13 protein-coding genes are annotated in these 15831 nt (G+C 74.5%); 5 read left to right on the top strand and 8 right to left on the bottom strand.

Features of this window, described 5'->3' with window-relative positions:
* Window positions 1-5: 5 nt before the first annotated feature.
* The 3 genes from LO771_RS26460 to LO771_RS26450 form a co-directional block, all read right to left on the bottom strand.
* Window positions 6-758: an ABC transporter ATP-binding protein gene (locus LO771_RS26460; RefSeq protein WP_230747159.1), complete on the bottom strand. Its 753-nt coding sequence runs from the start codon at window positions 756-758 to the stop codon at window positions 6-8.
* Window positions 755-1843, bottom strand: coding sequence for a peptidoglycan-binding protein (locus tag LO771_RS26455; protein WP_230747158.1), 1089 nt, complete (start codon window positions 1841-1843; stop codon window positions 755-757). Before LO771_RS26455 ends, LO771_RS26460 begins: the two co-directional genes overlap by 4 nt.
* 73 nt (window positions 1844-1916) lie before the next feature.
* Entirely contained in the window at window positions 1917-2372 is a 456-nt protein-coding gene (locus LO771_RS26450; protein WP_230747156.1) for a hypothetical protein, read from the bottom strand.
* Between the two features lie 209 nt (window positions 2373-2581).
* Between LO771_RS26450 and LO771_RS26445 the strand changes: the two genes are divergently transcribed.
* Together LO771_RS26445 and LO771_RS26440 are read left to right on the top strand one after the other, a co-directional pair.
* Window positions 2582-3238 carry a response regulator transcription factor gene (locus LO771_RS26445; RefSeq protein ID WP_230747155.1) on the top strand — a complete coding sequence of 219 codons (657 nt, stop codon included), beginning with the start codon at window positions 2582-2584 and terminating at the stop codon, window positions 3236-3238.
* A complete protein-coding gene (locus LO771_RS26440) occupies window positions 3238-4404 on the top strand; it encodes a HAMP domain-containing sensor histidine kinase (protein ID WP_230747237.1) in 1167 nt (388 codons plus the stop codon). Before LO771_RS26445 ends, LO771_RS26440 begins: the two co-directional genes overlap by 1 nt.
* 190 nt (window positions 4405-4594) lie before the next feature.
* On the opposite strand, the gene LO771_RS26435 is transcribed toward LO771_RS26440, so the two are convergent.
* Entirely contained in the window at window positions 4595-5740 is a 1146-nt protein-coding gene (locus LO771_RS26435; RefSeq protein WP_308189009.1) for a nitronate monooxygenase, read from the bottom strand.
* Between the two features lie 408 nt (window positions 5741-6148).
* On the opposite strand from LO771_RS26435, the gene ung reads away from it, so the two are divergent.
* Both ung and LO771_RS26425 read left to right on the top strand, forming a co-directional pair.
* Window positions 6149-6820, top strand: a complete 672-nt coding sequence (ung, locus tag LO771_RS26430; protein WP_230747234.1) for a uracil-DNA glycosylase — start codon at window positions 6149-6151, stop codon at window positions 6818-6820.
* Window positions 6821-7059: 239 nt separating this feature from the next.
* The gene (locus LO771_RS26425; protein ID WP_230747154.1) at window positions 7060-8073 is read left to right on the top strand and encodes a glycoside hydrolase family 6 protein; all 1014 of its coding nucleotides are present in this window, start codon (window positions 7060-7062) and stop codon (window positions 8071-8073) included.
* A gap of 169 nt (window positions 8074-8242) precedes the next feature.
* On the opposite strand, the gene LO771_RS26420 is transcribed toward LO771_RS26425, so the two are convergent.
* From LO771_RS26420 to LO771_RS26405, 4 genes are all read right to left on the bottom strand, one after another.
* A complete protein-coding gene (locus LO771_RS26420) occupies window positions 8243-10207 on the bottom strand; it encodes a galactose oxidase-like domain-containing protein (protein WP_374228253.1) in 1965 nt (654 codons plus the stop codon).
* Window positions 10204-12231 (bottom strand): glycosyltransferase family 2 protein, encoded by a 2028-nt coding sequence (locus tag LO771_RS26415; RefSeq protein WP_230747151.1) that lies wholly within the window; start codon window positions 12229-12231, stop codon window positions 10204-10206. Before LO771_RS26415 ends, LO771_RS26420 begins: the two co-directional genes overlap by 4 nt.
* Before the next feature lie 556 nt (window positions 12232-12787).
* On the bottom strand, window positions 12788-13408 hold the full coding sequence (locus LO771_RS26410) for a 3-oxoacid CoA-transferase subunit B (protein ID WP_230747223.1): 621 nt from the start codon (window positions 13406-13408) through the stop codon (window positions 12788-12790).
* Window positions 13409-13533: 125 nt separating this feature from the next.
* The gene (locus LO771_RS26405) at window positions 13534-14298 is read right to left on the bottom strand and encodes a CoA transferase subunit A (protein WP_230747150.1); all 765 of its coding nucleotides are present in this window, start codon (window positions 14296-14298) and stop codon (window positions 13534-13536) included.
* 290 nt (window positions 14299-14588) lie between these two features.
* On the opposite strand from LO771_RS26405, the gene LO771_RS26400 reads away from it, so the two are divergent.
* Window positions 14589-15827, top strand: coding sequence for a substrate-binding domain-containing protein (locus tag LO771_RS26400; protein WP_230747147.1), 1239 nt, complete (start codon window positions 14589-14591; stop codon window positions 15825-15827).
* Window positions 15828-15831: the final 4 nt, after the last annotated feature.

The raw sequence follows: 15831 nt of genomic DNA, 5'->3' as shown, positions 1-15831 counted from the left end.
ACGGCTCATCGAGCGCTCACCTCCCCGGTGACGACCGCCGCGGAGGACACCTCGTGGTGGCCGGGGAGGCCGTGCCGGCCGGCCCCGTCCGAGACGACGCGGCCGTCCCGGATCTCGATGCGGCGGGGCAGCCGGGCGGCCACGTCCCTGTCGTGCGTGATGACCACGACCGTCGTACCGGCGGCGTGCAGTTCACCCAGCAGATCCATCACCCCGGCGCCGGAGGCGGAGTCGAGGCTGCCCGTGGGCTCGTCGGCGAGCAGCAGCGGCGGCTCGCCGACGACCGCCCGGGCGATGGCGGCGCGCTGGCGCTCACCTCCCGACAGCTCGTGGGGGCGGTGCGTGAGCCGGTGGCCCAGCCCGACCCGCTCCAGGGCCGCCGAGGCCCGCCTGCGCCGCTCGCGCAGCGGCGTGCCGGAGTACAGGAGCCCGTCGGCGACCGAATCCCTGATCGGCACGCCGGCCGGCAGGTGGAACTGCTGGAAGACGAAACCGATGGTGCGGGCGCGCAGCGCGGAGAGCGAGCGATCGGGCAGGGACCCGATGTCGTGCCCGTCGACGCGCACACTGCCGGAGGTGGGGACGTCCAGCGTCCCGATGAGGTTGAGCAGCGTCGACTTGCCGGAGCCGGACGGGCCGACGATGGCCACCGCCTCGCCGAGCGCCACCGTGAGGCTGATGTCGCGGACCGCGGCGACGCCGCCGGGGTAGGCGCGGGAGACGTGCTCCAGCACGACCAGGGCCGGGTCGACGTTCACTCGGCCACCTTCACCTTCATGCCCTCGGCCAGGCCGGCACCGCTGACCTCGACCTTGCCGTCGGCATACAGGCCGGGCCTGACGGCGACGACACGGCCGGCTCCCGCGGCGTCGACGACCTCGACTCCGTGACCGCCCCCCGAGAGGGCCAGCAGGGCTTCGACCGGGACGGCGAGCACGCCGGCGTGCCGTTCCTTCACCATCTCCGCGACCACCGGCCCGGTGGCGCCGCGGGCGCGGCTCTGCTCGGTGATGGACGCGGTGACGGTCCTGCTGTCGCCGCCTTCGGCGGAGGGGGAACTCTCCGCGGCGATCGTGGAGACCGTCGCCTCGGTCCGGGTGCCGTCGGCCAGCCGCAGCGTCAGCCCGGTTCCCTTGTGCAGCAGGGCCACATCGTCCTCCGGGACGTTCAGCACGGCGACGCGCGAGGTGCCCGCGACCGACACCACCTGCTCCGCCGCGGGGGTGCCGAGCCCGGAGAGCTGTTTGGTCACGGTGCGTGGCCCGGGCGCGTACACCACGTCGCCGAGCGCGATCCTTCCGGTGACGGGGCGTCCGAGGGCCTTCTGCCACCGGTCGACGGCGGCGACGACTCCGCTGTCGTAGTGGTCCCCCACCGCGAATCCCACGTACCCGAGGGCCCGCAGGTTCGTGGTGAACTGCAGCACGTCCGCACCCGTGGTGCCCTTCTTGAGCTCCCGGTAGGCGGGCAGGCCGCCGTACAGCAGCGTCACCGGGAGGTTGTCGATCCGGACCACCGCGTCACCGCGTCGCAGCACCGACCCGGTGGCGGGCAGCCAGGTGACCGTGCCCTGGGCGCGGACGGGCAGTGCCGTCGCCGTGCCGGTGCCCAGCTTGCCCTGGAACATCACCTGGTCGACGAGGGTGGTGCGGACCACGGTCGCCGTGTGGACCTGGCCCGTGGGCGTCTGCTGCTCGTGCCCGAAGGTCCCGGTGGCGAAGAGCGCCGCACCTGTGGCGGCGAGGGCCGACACCACTGCGGCCGTCGCCCACATCGCCGTGCGGCCGCGCCGAGTACGGCCTTCGTCGTCATGGCTCCGCCCGGAGCCCCGGCGGCGGCTCATCCGCCCGGGTGCTCGTTGACAAGGCCCAGCTTCTGGGTGCAGCTCTGCATGGCCTTCTCGAATCCGGGCTGCATCATGACCTTGCGGATGGACAGGGGGTCCCCCCCATGACCCCGGTTTCGGGATCGGGGTCCGCGTAGTCCTTGACCCCCTCAGCGCGCATGCACTTCGCCAGATCCCTGGCCTGCTGCAGTTCCTTCGCGGTCGGGGGCTCCGGAGTCCACTCCTCGTGCGGCTGCTTGTCCCGGCAGGCGTGATACGCAGGCAGGTCGGACTCCGGAAGCGACTTCCCCTTGGAGTCCACCAGGAGGGGCTGGTCCGGGTCGTGGTCCGGTTCGGGATCCCGCACGTCCATGCCGTGGTCGCGCAGGCACTTCGTGTAGGCGATCCACTCGTCGATGTTCTTCACCTTGCTGGTGGCCGACGCCTTCACGCCGGCTTTCGCCGGCCCGTCGGCCGAGGCGACGCCGACCTGCTTGTCCGCGCCGCACGCCGACAGCAGCAGCGTCGCCGTCAGTCCCAGACCCACCAGGGCCCCGTGCCGTCTCACCCGTGGCGTCACGGCCGCACCACCTCTCGAAGGCCCCGGCCGAGCGCTGTCGGGCTCGTACCACCGGGGCAGTCGGCAGCAGTGAAGCCGTGCGCGGGTGAACCCGCGGTGAGCGATCACGCTCACACCTGCTTCACATCGGTTTCGCATACTGAGGGGCAAGGCTTTCGAACACAGAGCGGAATCGCATGCGCGTACTGGTCGTCGAGGACGAAGAGATGCTGGCCGGCGCGATCGCCGAGGGACTGCGCCAGGAGGCGTTCGCCGTCGACGTCGTCCATGACGGCGCGGCGGCCCTGGAGCGGCTCGCGGTGAACGCCTACGACGTCGTGGTGCTGGACCGCGACCTGCCGGGCGTGCACGGCGACGAGGTCTGCCGGCAGGTGGCCGCCTCCGGCGGGGACGTCCGGGTGCTCATGCTCACGGTCTCGGTCACCGTGGCCGACCGGGTCGCGGGACTCGGTCTCGGCGCCGACGACTACCTCACCAAGCCGTTCGCCTTCGCCGAGCTCGTCGCCCGGGTACGGGCCCTGGGGCGCCGCTCACGACCGGCGGCACCACCTGTCCTGGAGCGCTCGGGCATCAGGCTCGACCCGACGCTGCGGCAGGCGTACCTGGACGGCAGATACCTGCCGCTGTCCCGGAAGGAGTTCGCCGTGCTGGAGGAACTCCTGCGCGCGCAGGGGGCGCCGGTGTCGGCGGAGATGCTGCTGGAACGGGCGTGGGACGAGAACATCGACCCGTTCACCACCGTCGTGCGGGTGACGATCCGCTCGCTGCGGCGCAAACTCGGCGAGCCCGCCGTGATCGAGACCCTCACCGGCATCGGATACCGGATCCCGTGATGCGCCGGTTCCTGGGCGGCAATCTGCGCCTGCAACTCACGGTCTTCTTCGGCCTGATGTTCTTCGTCGCGGGTACGGCGGTGCTGGCGGGTGCGGTGATCCTGGTGCACCACAGCATGGAGTACTCGCTCGAGGTGATCCCCGCGGAGTTCTCGACCTGGTCGACGGACGGTGGCGTGCAGATCCGAAAGGGCCAGATGTCGCTCTTCATCGATCCGGCGAGCCGGCAGATCATCCTCGCGTCGATGGATCACAACCTCGCCGTCAAGGGCGGTCTCACCGTCCTCGCGGTCGGCGTCGTCTCCGCCACCCTCGGCTGGCTCGTCGCCGGAAGGCTGCTGCGTCCGCTCGGACGCATCACCGCCACCGCCGAACGCATCGCCGGCCGCACCCTCCACCGCCGGATCGACCTCGACGAGCCCCCCGGTGAGGTGAAGCGGCTCGCCGACTCCTTCGACAGCATGCTCGACCGGCTGGACCAGGCCTTCGCCAGCCAGGACCGCTTCATCGCCAACGCGGCCCACGAACTCAAGACGCCGCTCGCGGTGGGGAGGACTCTGGTCGAGGTCGCGATGGGGCGCCGTGACGCACCGCCGGCGTTGGTGCGGCTGGGGGAGAACCTGCTCGAGGTCAACCATCGCCATGAGCGGCTCATCGACGCCCTGCTGACGCTGGCCCGCGCCGAGAGCGCGACCGGCGACCGGGTGCCGGTCGACCTGGCGGACGTCGCGCGTACGGTCCTGCGGAACACCGGGCACCTGGCACAGGCGCAAGGGCTCCGCGTCGGTGCCGAACTGTGTGCGGCGCCGGTCGCCGGGGACCCGGTGCTGCTGGAGCAGCTGGTACGCAACCTGGTGGAGAACGCCGTCAAGTACAACAGGCCCGACGGCTGGGTGGAAGTGCGGACCGGGACCAGCGCCGCCGGTTCACGGATCACGGTCTCCAACACGGGCTCCGTCATCGCCGCTCACGAGATCCCGGTGCTCTTCGAGCCGTTCCGCCGGCTCGTCGACCGGGTGGGCTCCGCCCGGGGCAGCGGACTCGGCCTGTCCATCGTCCGGGCGGTCGCCCGGTCGCACGACGGGGACGCCGACGCCCGGCCCCGCCCGGAGGGCGGTCTGGACGTCGTCGCCACCCTGCCCGCCCGGTACCCGGCCGGTACGTAGGGCTCCTCACCCCGCACGGTTCGCGGGCGGCGCCGGCGGACGATCGAGCAGGCGGGCCCGGGGGACGCCTCGCGGATGCCGTCGCGGACCCCCGGCGGATGCGCGGACGGCCGAACCGGTGCAGCGGCACGACGGTCCGCGCGGCCCCGGCGCCCCGCTCTCGGCCCCGCCGCGCCGCTGCGCCGTCCCCTCAGTGCGCGGCGCGGTGCTCGGGCGGGGTGTCGTTGACGGTGGCCAGTTCGGTGACCAGCAGCTCCACCAGCCGGGCCGCGGGCAGGGGCCGGGCCCCGCGGTGCCCGGTGCCCGCCCACAGGGCCATGCCGTCGGGGTCCCCCTGCTCGGCCGCGGCCCGGCGCAGCGGCGCCGTCAGGTGGTGCACCAGGGGATAGCAGGCGGTGGGGGCGGCCGCCCGGTGCTCGGCCACGAACCGGTTGACCAGGGCGCGGGCGGCCCGGCCGGAGAAGGCCGTGGTGACGGTGGTGGACGAGCCGAAGGCGCCGTGCTCCGTCCAGCGGGGGTCGGTCAGCGCGGCCTTGTGCAGCGGGTGGGCGCCGCTCTCCGGCGTGGCCAGGAACGCCGTGCCCAGCTGGGCCGCGGACGCCCCCGCGGCCATGACCGCCGCCATGCCGGCGCCGTCCATCACGCCGCCCGCCGCCAGCAGCGGCATCCGGGCGCCGTCCTCCTCCACCGCCTTGCGGACCGCGGGCAGCAGCTCCAGCAGGCCGGGGCCGGTGTCGGCGATGCCCAGCGGCTCGAAGGAGCCCCGGTGCCCGCCGGCCTCCGGGCCCTGCACCACGAGGATGTCGGCGCCGGCCCGCAGGGCGGCCACGGCCTCCTCGGGGGAGGTGACGGTGACCGCGATCTCGGTGCCCGCGGACTGCAGGCGGGCCACCACGTCGGGGTCGGGGCAGCCGAAGGTGAAGGAGACGAGCGGCACCGCCGTCTCGGCCAGGACGTCCAGCTTCTCCTCGTAGCCGTCGTCGTCCCAGGCGGGGACGTCCGGCAGCGCGGCGCCGTAGCGGTCCGCCTCGCCCGCCAGCTCCTCGCGGTAGCGGGCGGCCTCCTGCGCGGCGTGCGGGTCGGGGCGCGTGGGGGTGAAGACGTTGACGCCGAAGGGGGCGCCGGTGAGCGTCCGGGTCAGCGCGATCTCCTCCCGCAGGGTCTGCGGGGACTGGTAGCCGGCCGCGAGGAAGCCCAGCCCGCCGGCTCCCGAGACGGCCGCGGCCAGTGCCGGGGTGGAGCCGCCCCCCGCCATGGGGGCCTGCACCACGGGGTGCGGCAGGCGGGAGAGGAGGGTGCGGGGGAGCGGGGCGGAATGGTGGTCGGTGCCGTTCACGGCGGCGGCCTCCTCCGGTCTCGGGGCTTCTGGGTGCCGGGACTTGCGGGCGCCCGGGCACCGGGGCGTCCGGACGCCCGGCGGTCCCGCCGCCCGGGCACCCGGGCGGCGGGAGGCGGGGGCACCCGGGCCCCGGCGGCGTCCGGGTCCGGGTGCGCCCGGGATCCCGGGAGCGTCTGGGTCGACCGTACCCGCCCGGGCGCCCCGCACCCGTCTTCGCGCCACCGGGCTCCACCTGCGGCGGGTCGGCCTGTCGGTGGGGGCGTATACGGTGCTGTGTGACGGGGGTGGTCCGCGCGGGCCGCGACGGCCCCCGGACCGTCGTGGGGAACGTGGCCGTGGGAGGTCGTGAGCGTGTCGGAGCAGGATGCCGGTTCGGTCGTGGAGGCGTCGCGGGAGGAGTTCGCGCTGCCGGAGTCGTGGCGCCCCGTGCTGGCCGGCCAGACCGAGCAGCCGTACTTCCACCGGCTGGCGGAGTTCGTCGCCGGCGAGCGGGCCGCGCACCAGGTCTTCCCGCCGCAGGGCGAGGTGTTCTCCGCCCTGGCGGCCACCCCGTACGAGAAGGTGCGGGTGCTGCTCCTCGGGCAGGACCCGTACCACGACGACGGCCAGGCGCACGGCATGTGCTTCTCGGTGCGGCCGGGGACGAAGGTGCCGCCGTCGCTGCGCAACATCTTCAAGGAGCTCAAGTCCGACCTGGGCGTGGAGACCCCGGACAACGGCTACCTGATGCACTGGGCCGAGCAGGGCGTGCTGCTGCTCAACACGGTGCTGACCGTCCGCGCCCACGAGGCCAACTCGCACAAGGGCAAGGGCTGGGAGACGTTCACGGACGCGGTGATCCGGGCGGTCAACGACCGCGAGGAGCCCTGCGTCTTCGTCCTCTGGGGCAACCACGCCAAGAAGAAGCTGCCGCTGATCGACACCTCGCGGCACGCGGTGGTGCAGGGCGCGCACCCCTCGCCGCTGTCGGCGCGGCTCTTCCTCGGCAGCCGGCCGTTCTCGCAGATCGACAAGGCGCTCGCCGACCTCGGGTACGAGCCCCTGGACTGGCGCATCCCGGACCTCGCCGGCAGCTGACCCGGTCCGCGTCCGGCCGTGCGGACGGGCCGCCTGCCTGCACGGCCGTCGGCCCGTCGGCCCCATCAGGCCCGTCGGGCCTGATGACCTGACGGTCTGACAGGTCCGTCGCGCCGTCGGTCGGACAGGGGCCCGGCCGGTGCCTGACGGTCCGTCGTGGAAACCCCCGCCCCGGCCGGGCCCCTGTGCGAAGCTGGGAGCACAGGCGCCTGTCGGGGAGGGGAGGCGGGGTGCGCCGCGTGTGGAGGGCAGCGGCCGCAGCCGCACTGGCACTGGCAGTGGCCGCGGGCTGCACACGCGCCGGTGACGCCCGCGGCGAGCTGCCGCCGTCGGCCTCGGCGGCGGCCCCGCGAGGCCCGCAGGACAGGCCCCAGCCCGCCGGGCAGCAGTTCTACGTCTCCGCGGACGGCTCGGCCGCGCTGCAGGCCGAGGCCCTGCGCCGGGAGGGCCGGACGGACGAGGCCCGGGAGCTGGACCGGATCGCCGACCGGCCCGCCGCGCTTTGGCTGGGCGGACCGGACGCGGCGGCGAAGGCCGAGCGGCTGACCCGGCTCGCGGCCGCGGCCGGCCGCACCGCGCTCCTGGTCGCCTACGACATCCCGCACCGCGACTGCGGGCAGTACTCGGCGGGCGGCGCCGCCGACGCCGCCGCCTACCGCGCCTGGATCGCCGACGTCGCCGCGGGCATCGGCGACCGTCCCGCCTGGGTGGTGCTGGAGCCCGACGCGGTGGCGCACACCCTGGACGGCTGCGTGCGGGGCGCCCTCGCCGATGAGCGCTACGGGCTGCTGGCGGACGCCGTACGGGAGCTCGGGCGCCGCCCCCGGGTGCGGGTCTACCTGGACGCGGGCAACGCCGGCTGGGTGAAGGAGCCCGACCGGATGGCGGATGCGCTGCGCCGGTCCGGCGTCCGCGACGCCGACGGCTTCGCCGTCAACGTCGCCAACTTCTACACCACCGCCGACAGCGCCGCCTACGGCCGCCGGGTCTCCCGGGGCCTCGGCGGCGCCCGCTTCGTCATCGACACCAGCCGCAACGGCAACGGCCCGCTGGGCGGCACCGAGTGGTGCAACCCGCCCGGGCGGGCCCTCGGTGACGCGCCGACCACCCGCACGGGCCTCGAGGGCGTCGACGCGTACCTGTGGATCAAGAACCCGGGCGAGTCCGACGGCCAGTGCCGGCCCGGCGCGCCCGCACCGGGCCGGTTCTGGACCGAGTACGCCCTGGACCTGGTGCGCAACGCCCGGCGGTGACCTGTCCGGCCCCGACCTGTCCGGGACCTCCCGCGCGGATCCACCCGGCCGATCCCCGGCCGCCACCCGTGGACGGGCCGCCACCCGTGGACAGGCTGCCGCCCGTGGACGGGCCGCCGGACCGCCGGGCCGGGGCGGCCCCCGGCCCGGCTGCCCGTCCCGCGCCTCCTCAGACGACCCTCACCCAGCGGGCCACCGACGGCGTGCCCCGCCGGTCCGTCACGAAGAGCATGTACCAGCCGGGCGGCACCAGCGCCGCGTTCCCCGGCACGGAGAGCCGCACCGCGCCGCCGGAGCGGGTGACCCCCAGGGCGACCGAGCGCTGCTCCACGTCGGTGACGTGGGTGACCGAACTGGGCCGCATCAGCCGGGCGGTGGCGATGTCCGCGGGCGCCGGCGTGGTGAACGCGGCGGCCGAGCCGCGCCGCAGCACGGCGGGGCCGCCCGTCAGCCGGGGCCGGTCGCCGTGGAACAGGTACGCCGGGGTGAAGACCTCCACCCGCTGCTCGAAGGTGGCCGGTTCGGTGTCGTCCTTGTCCGCGAAGAGCGGGTCGGATCCCATGGTGACGACCCGCCCGTCCGGCAGCAGCAGCGCCTCGGAGTGGTAGTCGCGCCCCACCGACGGGTCGGCGGCGGGCGTGAAGGCGTTGCTGCCGGGGTGGTAGACCTGCGCCCTGAGGATGTCGCTGCGGTGCTTGCCGCGGTAGTCGGCGGAGCCGCCGGTGGTGAACACGGTGTCGTCCGGCAGGATCACGCTGTTGAGGTAGCGGGTCCCCCCGGCGGGCAGGTCCGGCCCGGGCGTGAAGTGCGGGTCCGGCGCGGACAGGTCGACGATGTCGGTACGGGCGGTGGACCTCGGCGACTCCCCTACGCCGCCGCCGCCGAGCACCATCACCCGCTGCTCCTGGGCCGGCGGCAGCAGCACGGAGGACGAGGTCTCCGTCAGCTCCGGGTCGCGCAGCCCGGGCACGGCGGTGAAGGTGTTCCGCTGCAGGTCCCAGATGCCCGGGTCGCGGCCCTCGGTGGCCGGGCCGTAGCCGGAGTTGGATCCGGAGTAGAAGAGCTGCCCCTTCGCGGTGAGGAAGAGCGACGGGTAGGTGGGGAAGTAGTGGTCCGGGGCCTTGGCCCAGGTCCTCGTCCGCGGGTCGTAGACCTCGTTGTCGTCGCCCGTGAGGATCCGCCCGGTGTCGTCCAGGCCGGAGACGGTGACGACCCGGCCGTCGGGCAGGCCGGTCAGCGTGGGGTACCAGCGGGCGAACCGCATGTCCGGCACCGGCTCGTACTGCTCGGTGACGGGGTCGAACTCGTAGGCGGAGCGGATGCCCTGGAAGTCCTGCTTGTCCAGCGTCATCCGGTCGCCCATGCCGTAGAGGTTGCGGGCGTCGGCGCCGGTCAGGCCCCTGATGGCGTACTGGGCCGGGGTGGCGGTGACGTACCGGCCGCCCTCGGCCACGGCCTCGACGAAGACGTGCTGCTCGCTGGCGGTGACCCTGACCTGCGGGCGGCGCCGGCCGGACCGGTCGGCGGCCCGGACGGTGGTCTTCACGGCCGGGGGCACGACGGCCCTGGCGGTGGAGCGGTACGCGCGGCCGTCGGGGGCGGTGAAGACGGTGCCCCTGGGCAGGACGTGCCCGTGGTCGGGGTCCTCGTTGCGGATCCGCATGGTGCCCGCGGCCCTCGTCACCGCGCTCTTCAGCGCCTCGTAGCGCAGGGTGCCGCCGGCGACCAGGACGCGCCCGTCGGGCAGCGAGGTGTGGCCGCCGCAGAACATGTCCGCGGGGGTGGGCACCAGCTTGTAGGTGTTCCGCACCGGGTCCCAGAGCAGCGACCGGAAGGTGCCCGCGTCGAAGTTCTGCCGGCTGTTCCCCGAGCCGGCGACGATCAGCACCTTGCCCGTGCGCAGCAGCGTCGCGTGGATGGCGTTGACCCGGAAGTGCTCCGGGATGCGGACGGTCTGCCAGAAGCCGTACTGCGCCTTGTAGGCGGGCCTGGAGATCTCGTACCGGTGGTACCGGTCGCCGGCGAAGCCGAGGACCGCGGGCGCGTTCATCCCCGCCACGGCCAGGAGGACCGTGCTGCCCATGGCGAACCGGCGCGTCCTGCCGGTCGTCCGCGGCCACGTGCGGAACCTCATGTCCGGTCACCCCCCGTGCGGCGGAACCGCGGGCGGGTCCGCTCGAAGCCCCATATCAGCAGGGGCAGCAGGCTGAAGAAGAGCGCGATGCACGCCCAGGTGCGCATCGCCGCGTGGGTGTGGCCGGTCACGAAGGAGGCGGCCAGCGAGCCGCCGAAGACCAGCACCCAGAAGAGGTGGATGCGGAAGGTCCGCAGCCGGTCCGGGCTCGCCGAGTCGCCCTTGGGCGTCACGACGAAGCTGCTCCGGCGCCGCAGCAGGGCCTGGAGCAGGGCGGCGGCGTAGATCGGGCCGCAGAGCGCGGACATCATCATGCCCGCGATCCCCGACGACCCCTCCGGCTCGTGCGGGCTCACGTTGTGCCGCCGGTTCCAGGTGTACAGCAGCACCTGCAGGGCGGCGGCGTCGCTGTAGAGCATCATCCAGATCTGCGGGGAGACGTGGACGCCCGAGGCGCCGAACCCCAGGTAGAGCACGCTGGAGACGCCGCCCAGCAGCCAGGTGAGCCCGGCCGTCGGGTAGAAGCAGACCATCAGGGTGTAGTTGAGCAGCCTCCCGGGCGGGAGCCGCCAGGCCGCCCGCCAGAACTGCGTCAGCAGGGTCTCGTAGGTGCCGCGGCTCCAGCGCAGCTGCTGGCTGAAGAAGTCCGTCCAGGAGGAGGGGCCCTCGCCGACGGCGAGCACGTCGGGCGTGTAGACCGACTTCCAGCGGGCCCCCGTCGCGGGGTTCCGCCGGCGGTGGAGCTCCAGGCCGGTCGCCATGTCCTCGGTGATGGAGTCGTACAGGCCGCCGATCTGCTGCAGGGCCCTGATCCGCACCGCGTTGTTGGTGCCGACGAACATCGGCGCCCCGTAGCGGTTGCCGGCCCGCTGGACCAGCGCGTGGAAGAGGAACTGCTGGCTCTCCGAGGCCTTGGTGACGGCGGAGTCGTAGTTGCCGTAGACCTGGGGGCCGACCACGAACGCGACGTCGGGGTCGCGGAAGTAGCCGAGCATCCGCTCGCAGAAGCCGGGCACCGGCACGTGGTCGGTGTCCACGGAGACGAGGAAGTCGTAGCCGTCGCCGTGGGCCTCCAGCCAGCTGTTGTAGTTGCCGTGCTTGGTCCGCGCGCGGAAGCCGCCGCGGTCGGTGTTCCACCGCTCCACGCCCTTGCGGGAGAAGTGCCGGACGCCGAGCCCGGCGCAGAGCTCCCGCATCCGGGGGTCGTCGCCCTCGTCCAGCAGCCACACGTCGTACGGGCCGTCGTGGCGGATCCGCAGCGCCGCGGAGAGGGTCGCCCGGACCATCTCCAGGGGCTCCTTGCCGGGCACGCAGGTGGTGAGGAAGGCGACCCGGGTGCCCGTCTCGGGCACGACCGGGACGGGGTCGCTGGCCACCAGGGTGGCGTGGGTGTTGGAGACCACGTTGACGACGCGGAAGACCTCGATCACCGCGACGATGGTGATCATGGCCTTGTCGCAGACGAGCAGCCAGGTGTGCGTCTCGCCGGGGCGGTGCGGCCAGTGGCTGGGCAGCAGCAGCCAGACCAGCAGCACCGCCTCCAGCACGGGTGCGCCGACCAGGAGCAGGGCGGCCCGGACGCGGTGCCGCTCGCGGCGGAGCAGGCTGCGGTACTCGACCCGGTACGGGCGGCGCGGGCCCGGCCGGGTCAGGGGGCCGGCCAGCCTGCTGTGGCGGGCGTAGTCGTACCCGGGCGGTGCGCCGGCGTCCGCCTCGGGCGGTGCGCCCGGCGGGCCGGGGGGTGCGTCCGACGGTGCGGTGCGCGCTGCGTCCGGCTGCTCGGCGTGCGGTGCGGTGTGCGCTGTGTCCGGCGGTGCGGTGTGCGCTGCGGTGTGCGGGTCGGTGTGCGGTGCGCCGGGCGGTGCGCCCGGTGGTAAGGCGCACTCCGGGCCGGTCCGCTGGGCCGGCACGGTCCCGGGGCCCCCGGACCGGCGCGGCGGTGCGGGCGCGGCGGTGCGGTCCTGCGGGCCGTCGGACGGCGCGCCGCGCGCGGCGCGGTGCGGTCCGGCGGAGACCTGCGTCATGTCGGCTTCTCCCCCCACGGGCGCACGGCGCCCGTCGTCACGGTGCCCAGGGGTTGCCGGAACAGCAGGACTCGCGGGCATGCGGACATGCCCGGACGCGGCCACGGACCGATGCCCCCACGGGCCCGTGACCCCCCCGGGCCGCCTCGGCGGCCCGGGACCATCCCCCCGCCCGGCGCGCGGTGCCGGGACGGACGACTCCGCTTCCCCCCAGAGCCTTTCGGTCGAACTGTGTCGTTCTCCGCGATGCCGTCTCTCTTCGCCGCCCACTGTTGCGGCGGCCGAGGCTTGATCGCAACCGGTTGGGGCGAGGACGGCCCTGCCATGGTGAAGATTTAACGAAGGGCGGGGCGTATGCGCCCGTGCCCGTGATATTCGCGAAACCTTCCGCCCCCGGGGAGCCGCGGACGCCCCGGAGCGCGCCCCCGGCGCACCCCCGGGGAACCCTGACGCCTCCCCGTTCCGCCCCCGGAGGCGGCCCCCGTCGGGAACCCGGAGAACACACGACCGGACGCCCCCGTGGGGACGTCCGGTTGCGGTCGGTGGGCGGAGGGCGTCAGCAGGGAGCGCGCTCCAGGAGGCGCGCGCCGGTGGCCGCCCGCACCTGATCCTCCGTCACCCCCGGTGCGGTCTCGACCAGCCGCAGACCCTCCGGGGTGACGTCGATGACGGCCAGGTCCGTGACGATGCGGTCGACCACGCCCCGGCCGGTGGCCGGCAGGTCCAGCTCCTCCACGATCTTGGGGGAGCCGTCGCGGGCGGTGTGCTCCATCACCACGATCAGCCGTCGTGCGCCGTGGACGAGGTCCATCGCGCCGCCCATCCCCTTGACGCTCCTGCCCGGGATCATCCAGTTCGCGAGGTCGCCGCGGGCGGAGACCTGCATCGCGCCCAGCACCGAGACGTCGATCCGGCCGGACCGGATCATGCCGAAGGAGAGCGCCGAGTCGAAGTAGGCGGCGCCGGGCGCGGTGGTCACGGTCTCCTTGCCCGCGTTCACCAGGTCCGGGTGCTCCTCGCCCTCCTGCGGGTACGGGCCGACGCCCAGGATGCCGTTCTCCGAGTGCAGCACCACCTGCACGCCCGGCGGCAGGTGGTTGGGGATCAGGGTCGGCAGGCCGATGCCGAGGTTCACGTACTGTCCGTCGCGCAGCTCCCGGGCGGCGCGGGCCGCCAGCGCGTCGCGGTCGAGCGGCGCGGCGGCCCCGGCGGCGGACCCGGCGGCGGGGGCGGACGCGTCCGCGGCGGCAGGGACGGCAGGGGCGGCGTTTGCGGCGGGTGCGGCGGCGTTCGCGGGCACGGTCAGACCTCCTGGAGGGCGGCGGGGCGCACGGTGCGGCGCTCGATGCGCTTGTCGGACGGGTCGGCCGGGACCACCCGGTCCACGTACACCCCCGGCAGGTGCACGGCGTCCGGCGGCAGTTCGCCCGGCTCCACGATGCGGTCCGCCTCCACCAGCGTGATCCGGCCGGCGGTGGCGCACAGCGGGTTGAAGTTGCGGGCCGCGGCGTGGAAGGAGCAGTTGCCGTGCCGGTCGGCGACCTCGGCCCGGACCAGGGCGAAGTCGGCGGTGATCGCCTCCTCCAGCAGGTAGCGGCGGCCGCCGAACTCCCGCACCTCCTTCGGCGGCGAGGCCACCGCCACGCTGCCGTCGGGCGCGTACCGCCACGGCAGGCCGCCCTCCTCGACCTGGGTGCCCACACCGGCGGGGGTGAAGAAGGCGGGGATGCCGGCGCCGCCGGCCCGGAGCCGCTCGGCGAGGGTGCCCTGCGGGGTGAGCTCCACCTCCAGCTCCCCGGAGAGGTACTGGCGGGCGAACTCCTTGTTCTCGCCGACGTACGACGAGGTCATCCGTACGATCCGGCCGGCCCGCAGCAGCAGGCCCAGCCCCCAGTCGTCCACGCCGCAGTTGTTGGAGACCACCCGCAGGCCTCCGGTGCCCGCCGCGGCCAGCGCGCCGATCAGCGTCGACGGGATGCCGCACAGCCCGAAGCCGCCGACGGCCAGCAGTGCTCCGTCGGGGATGTCCGCCACCGCGTCCGCGGCCGAGTGCAGGACCTTGTCCATCGCGTTCCTCTCGCTCCCCCGGGTCCGATCGGCCGGCCCGTTCCGCCGGCCCGTTCCGCCGGGCGGGTACGCCGGGCGGGTCCGTCCGGCGTGCCGGTCCGGTGTGCCGTCCGGTTCCCGGTCTTCCGGCCATGACCACCCTTCCCGCGGCCCGTGCCCGCCTTCCATGGCGGCCGTCCACACAACTCCGGGCGGTGAAGCGGTATCCGGCCACATGTCCGCGGCGGCGGGCTCCTCCTACGGTTCCGGCAGCCACCACGCCACCGCAGCCGCCACAGGAGCCGGTCACCATGCCTCAGTCCCGCCGCCCCCGCAGACCCGCCCGCACCCTGACCCTGGCGGCCCTCGCCGCGACCACCCTCCTCGCGGCGGGCTGCGCCAAGGCCGGCACCGCCGGATCCACCACGGACGGCGGCGACGCGGCGAAGGCCCCCGTCAGGATCGGCCTCGTCTACTCCCGCACCGGTCCGCTCGCCGCCTACGGAAAGCAGTACCTAGAGGGCTTCAGGGCCGGCCTCGACTACGCCACCCACGGCACCGGGAAGGTCGACGGCCACCCGGTCGAGGTCGCCGAGCAGGACGACGCGGGCGACCCCGCCAAGGCCGTCTCCGAGGCGAAGGGCCTCATCGGCAAGGGCTACAGGATCCTCGCCGGGTCCACCGCCTCCGGCGTCGCCCTGCAGCTGGCCCCCATCGCCGCCCAGAACAAGGTCCTGTTCATCAGCGGGCCCGCCGCCGCCGACCAGGTCACCGGCATCAACAAGTACACCTTCCGCTCCGGCCGGCAGAGCTACCAGGACATCCGCACCGCCGCCTCCTTCGTCGGCGACGCCAAGGGCCGCAAGGTCACCGTCCTTGCCCAGGACAGCGCCTTCGGACAGGCCAACGTGGCCGCCGTCAAGGCCGTCCTCGGCGGCGAGGGCGCCTCCGTGGGCTCGGTGCTCGCGCCCCCGAGCGCCACCGACCTCACCCCCTTCGCCAAGCAGGCCAGGGCCGCCAGGCCGGACCTGCTCTTCGTGGCGTGGGCCGGCGACACCGCCCCCGCCCTGTGGCATTCGCTCGACCAGCAGGGCGTCTTCGGCTCCACCAAGGTCGTCACCGGCCTCGACCTCGCCGCCTCCTACCCGCTGTTCGGCGCCGCCGGCGAGAAGATCTCCTTCCTCAACCACTACTTCGCGGACGCCGCCGGCACCCCCGTGGAGAAGGCCATGGACGCCGCCCTGCAGAAGGCCGGCGCCAAGGCCGACCTCTTCACCCCCGACGGCTTCACCGCCGCCCAGATGGCCGTCCACGCCGTCGAGGCCGCCAAGGGCAGCACCGCCGACACCGACGCCCTGGTGAAGGCCCTGGAGGGCTGGTCCTTCGACGGCGTCAAGGGCCGGCTCACCGTCCGCGCCGAGGACCACGCGCTGCTCCAGCCGATGTTCCAGGTGAAGCTGACCGGCAGCGGCGCCGCCGCCAGGCCGTCGGTGGCCAGGGTGCTCGGCCCGGACGAGGTCGCCCCGCCGGTCGCGAAGACGGCGGGCTGACCGG

It is taken from the genome of Streptacidiphilus sp. ASG 303 (assembly GCF_020991365.1).
GTDB lineage: Bacteria > Actinomycetota > Actinomycetes > Streptomycetales > Streptomycetaceae > Peterkaempfera.
This window is presented reverse-complemented; position numbering and strand designations above follow the sequence as displayed.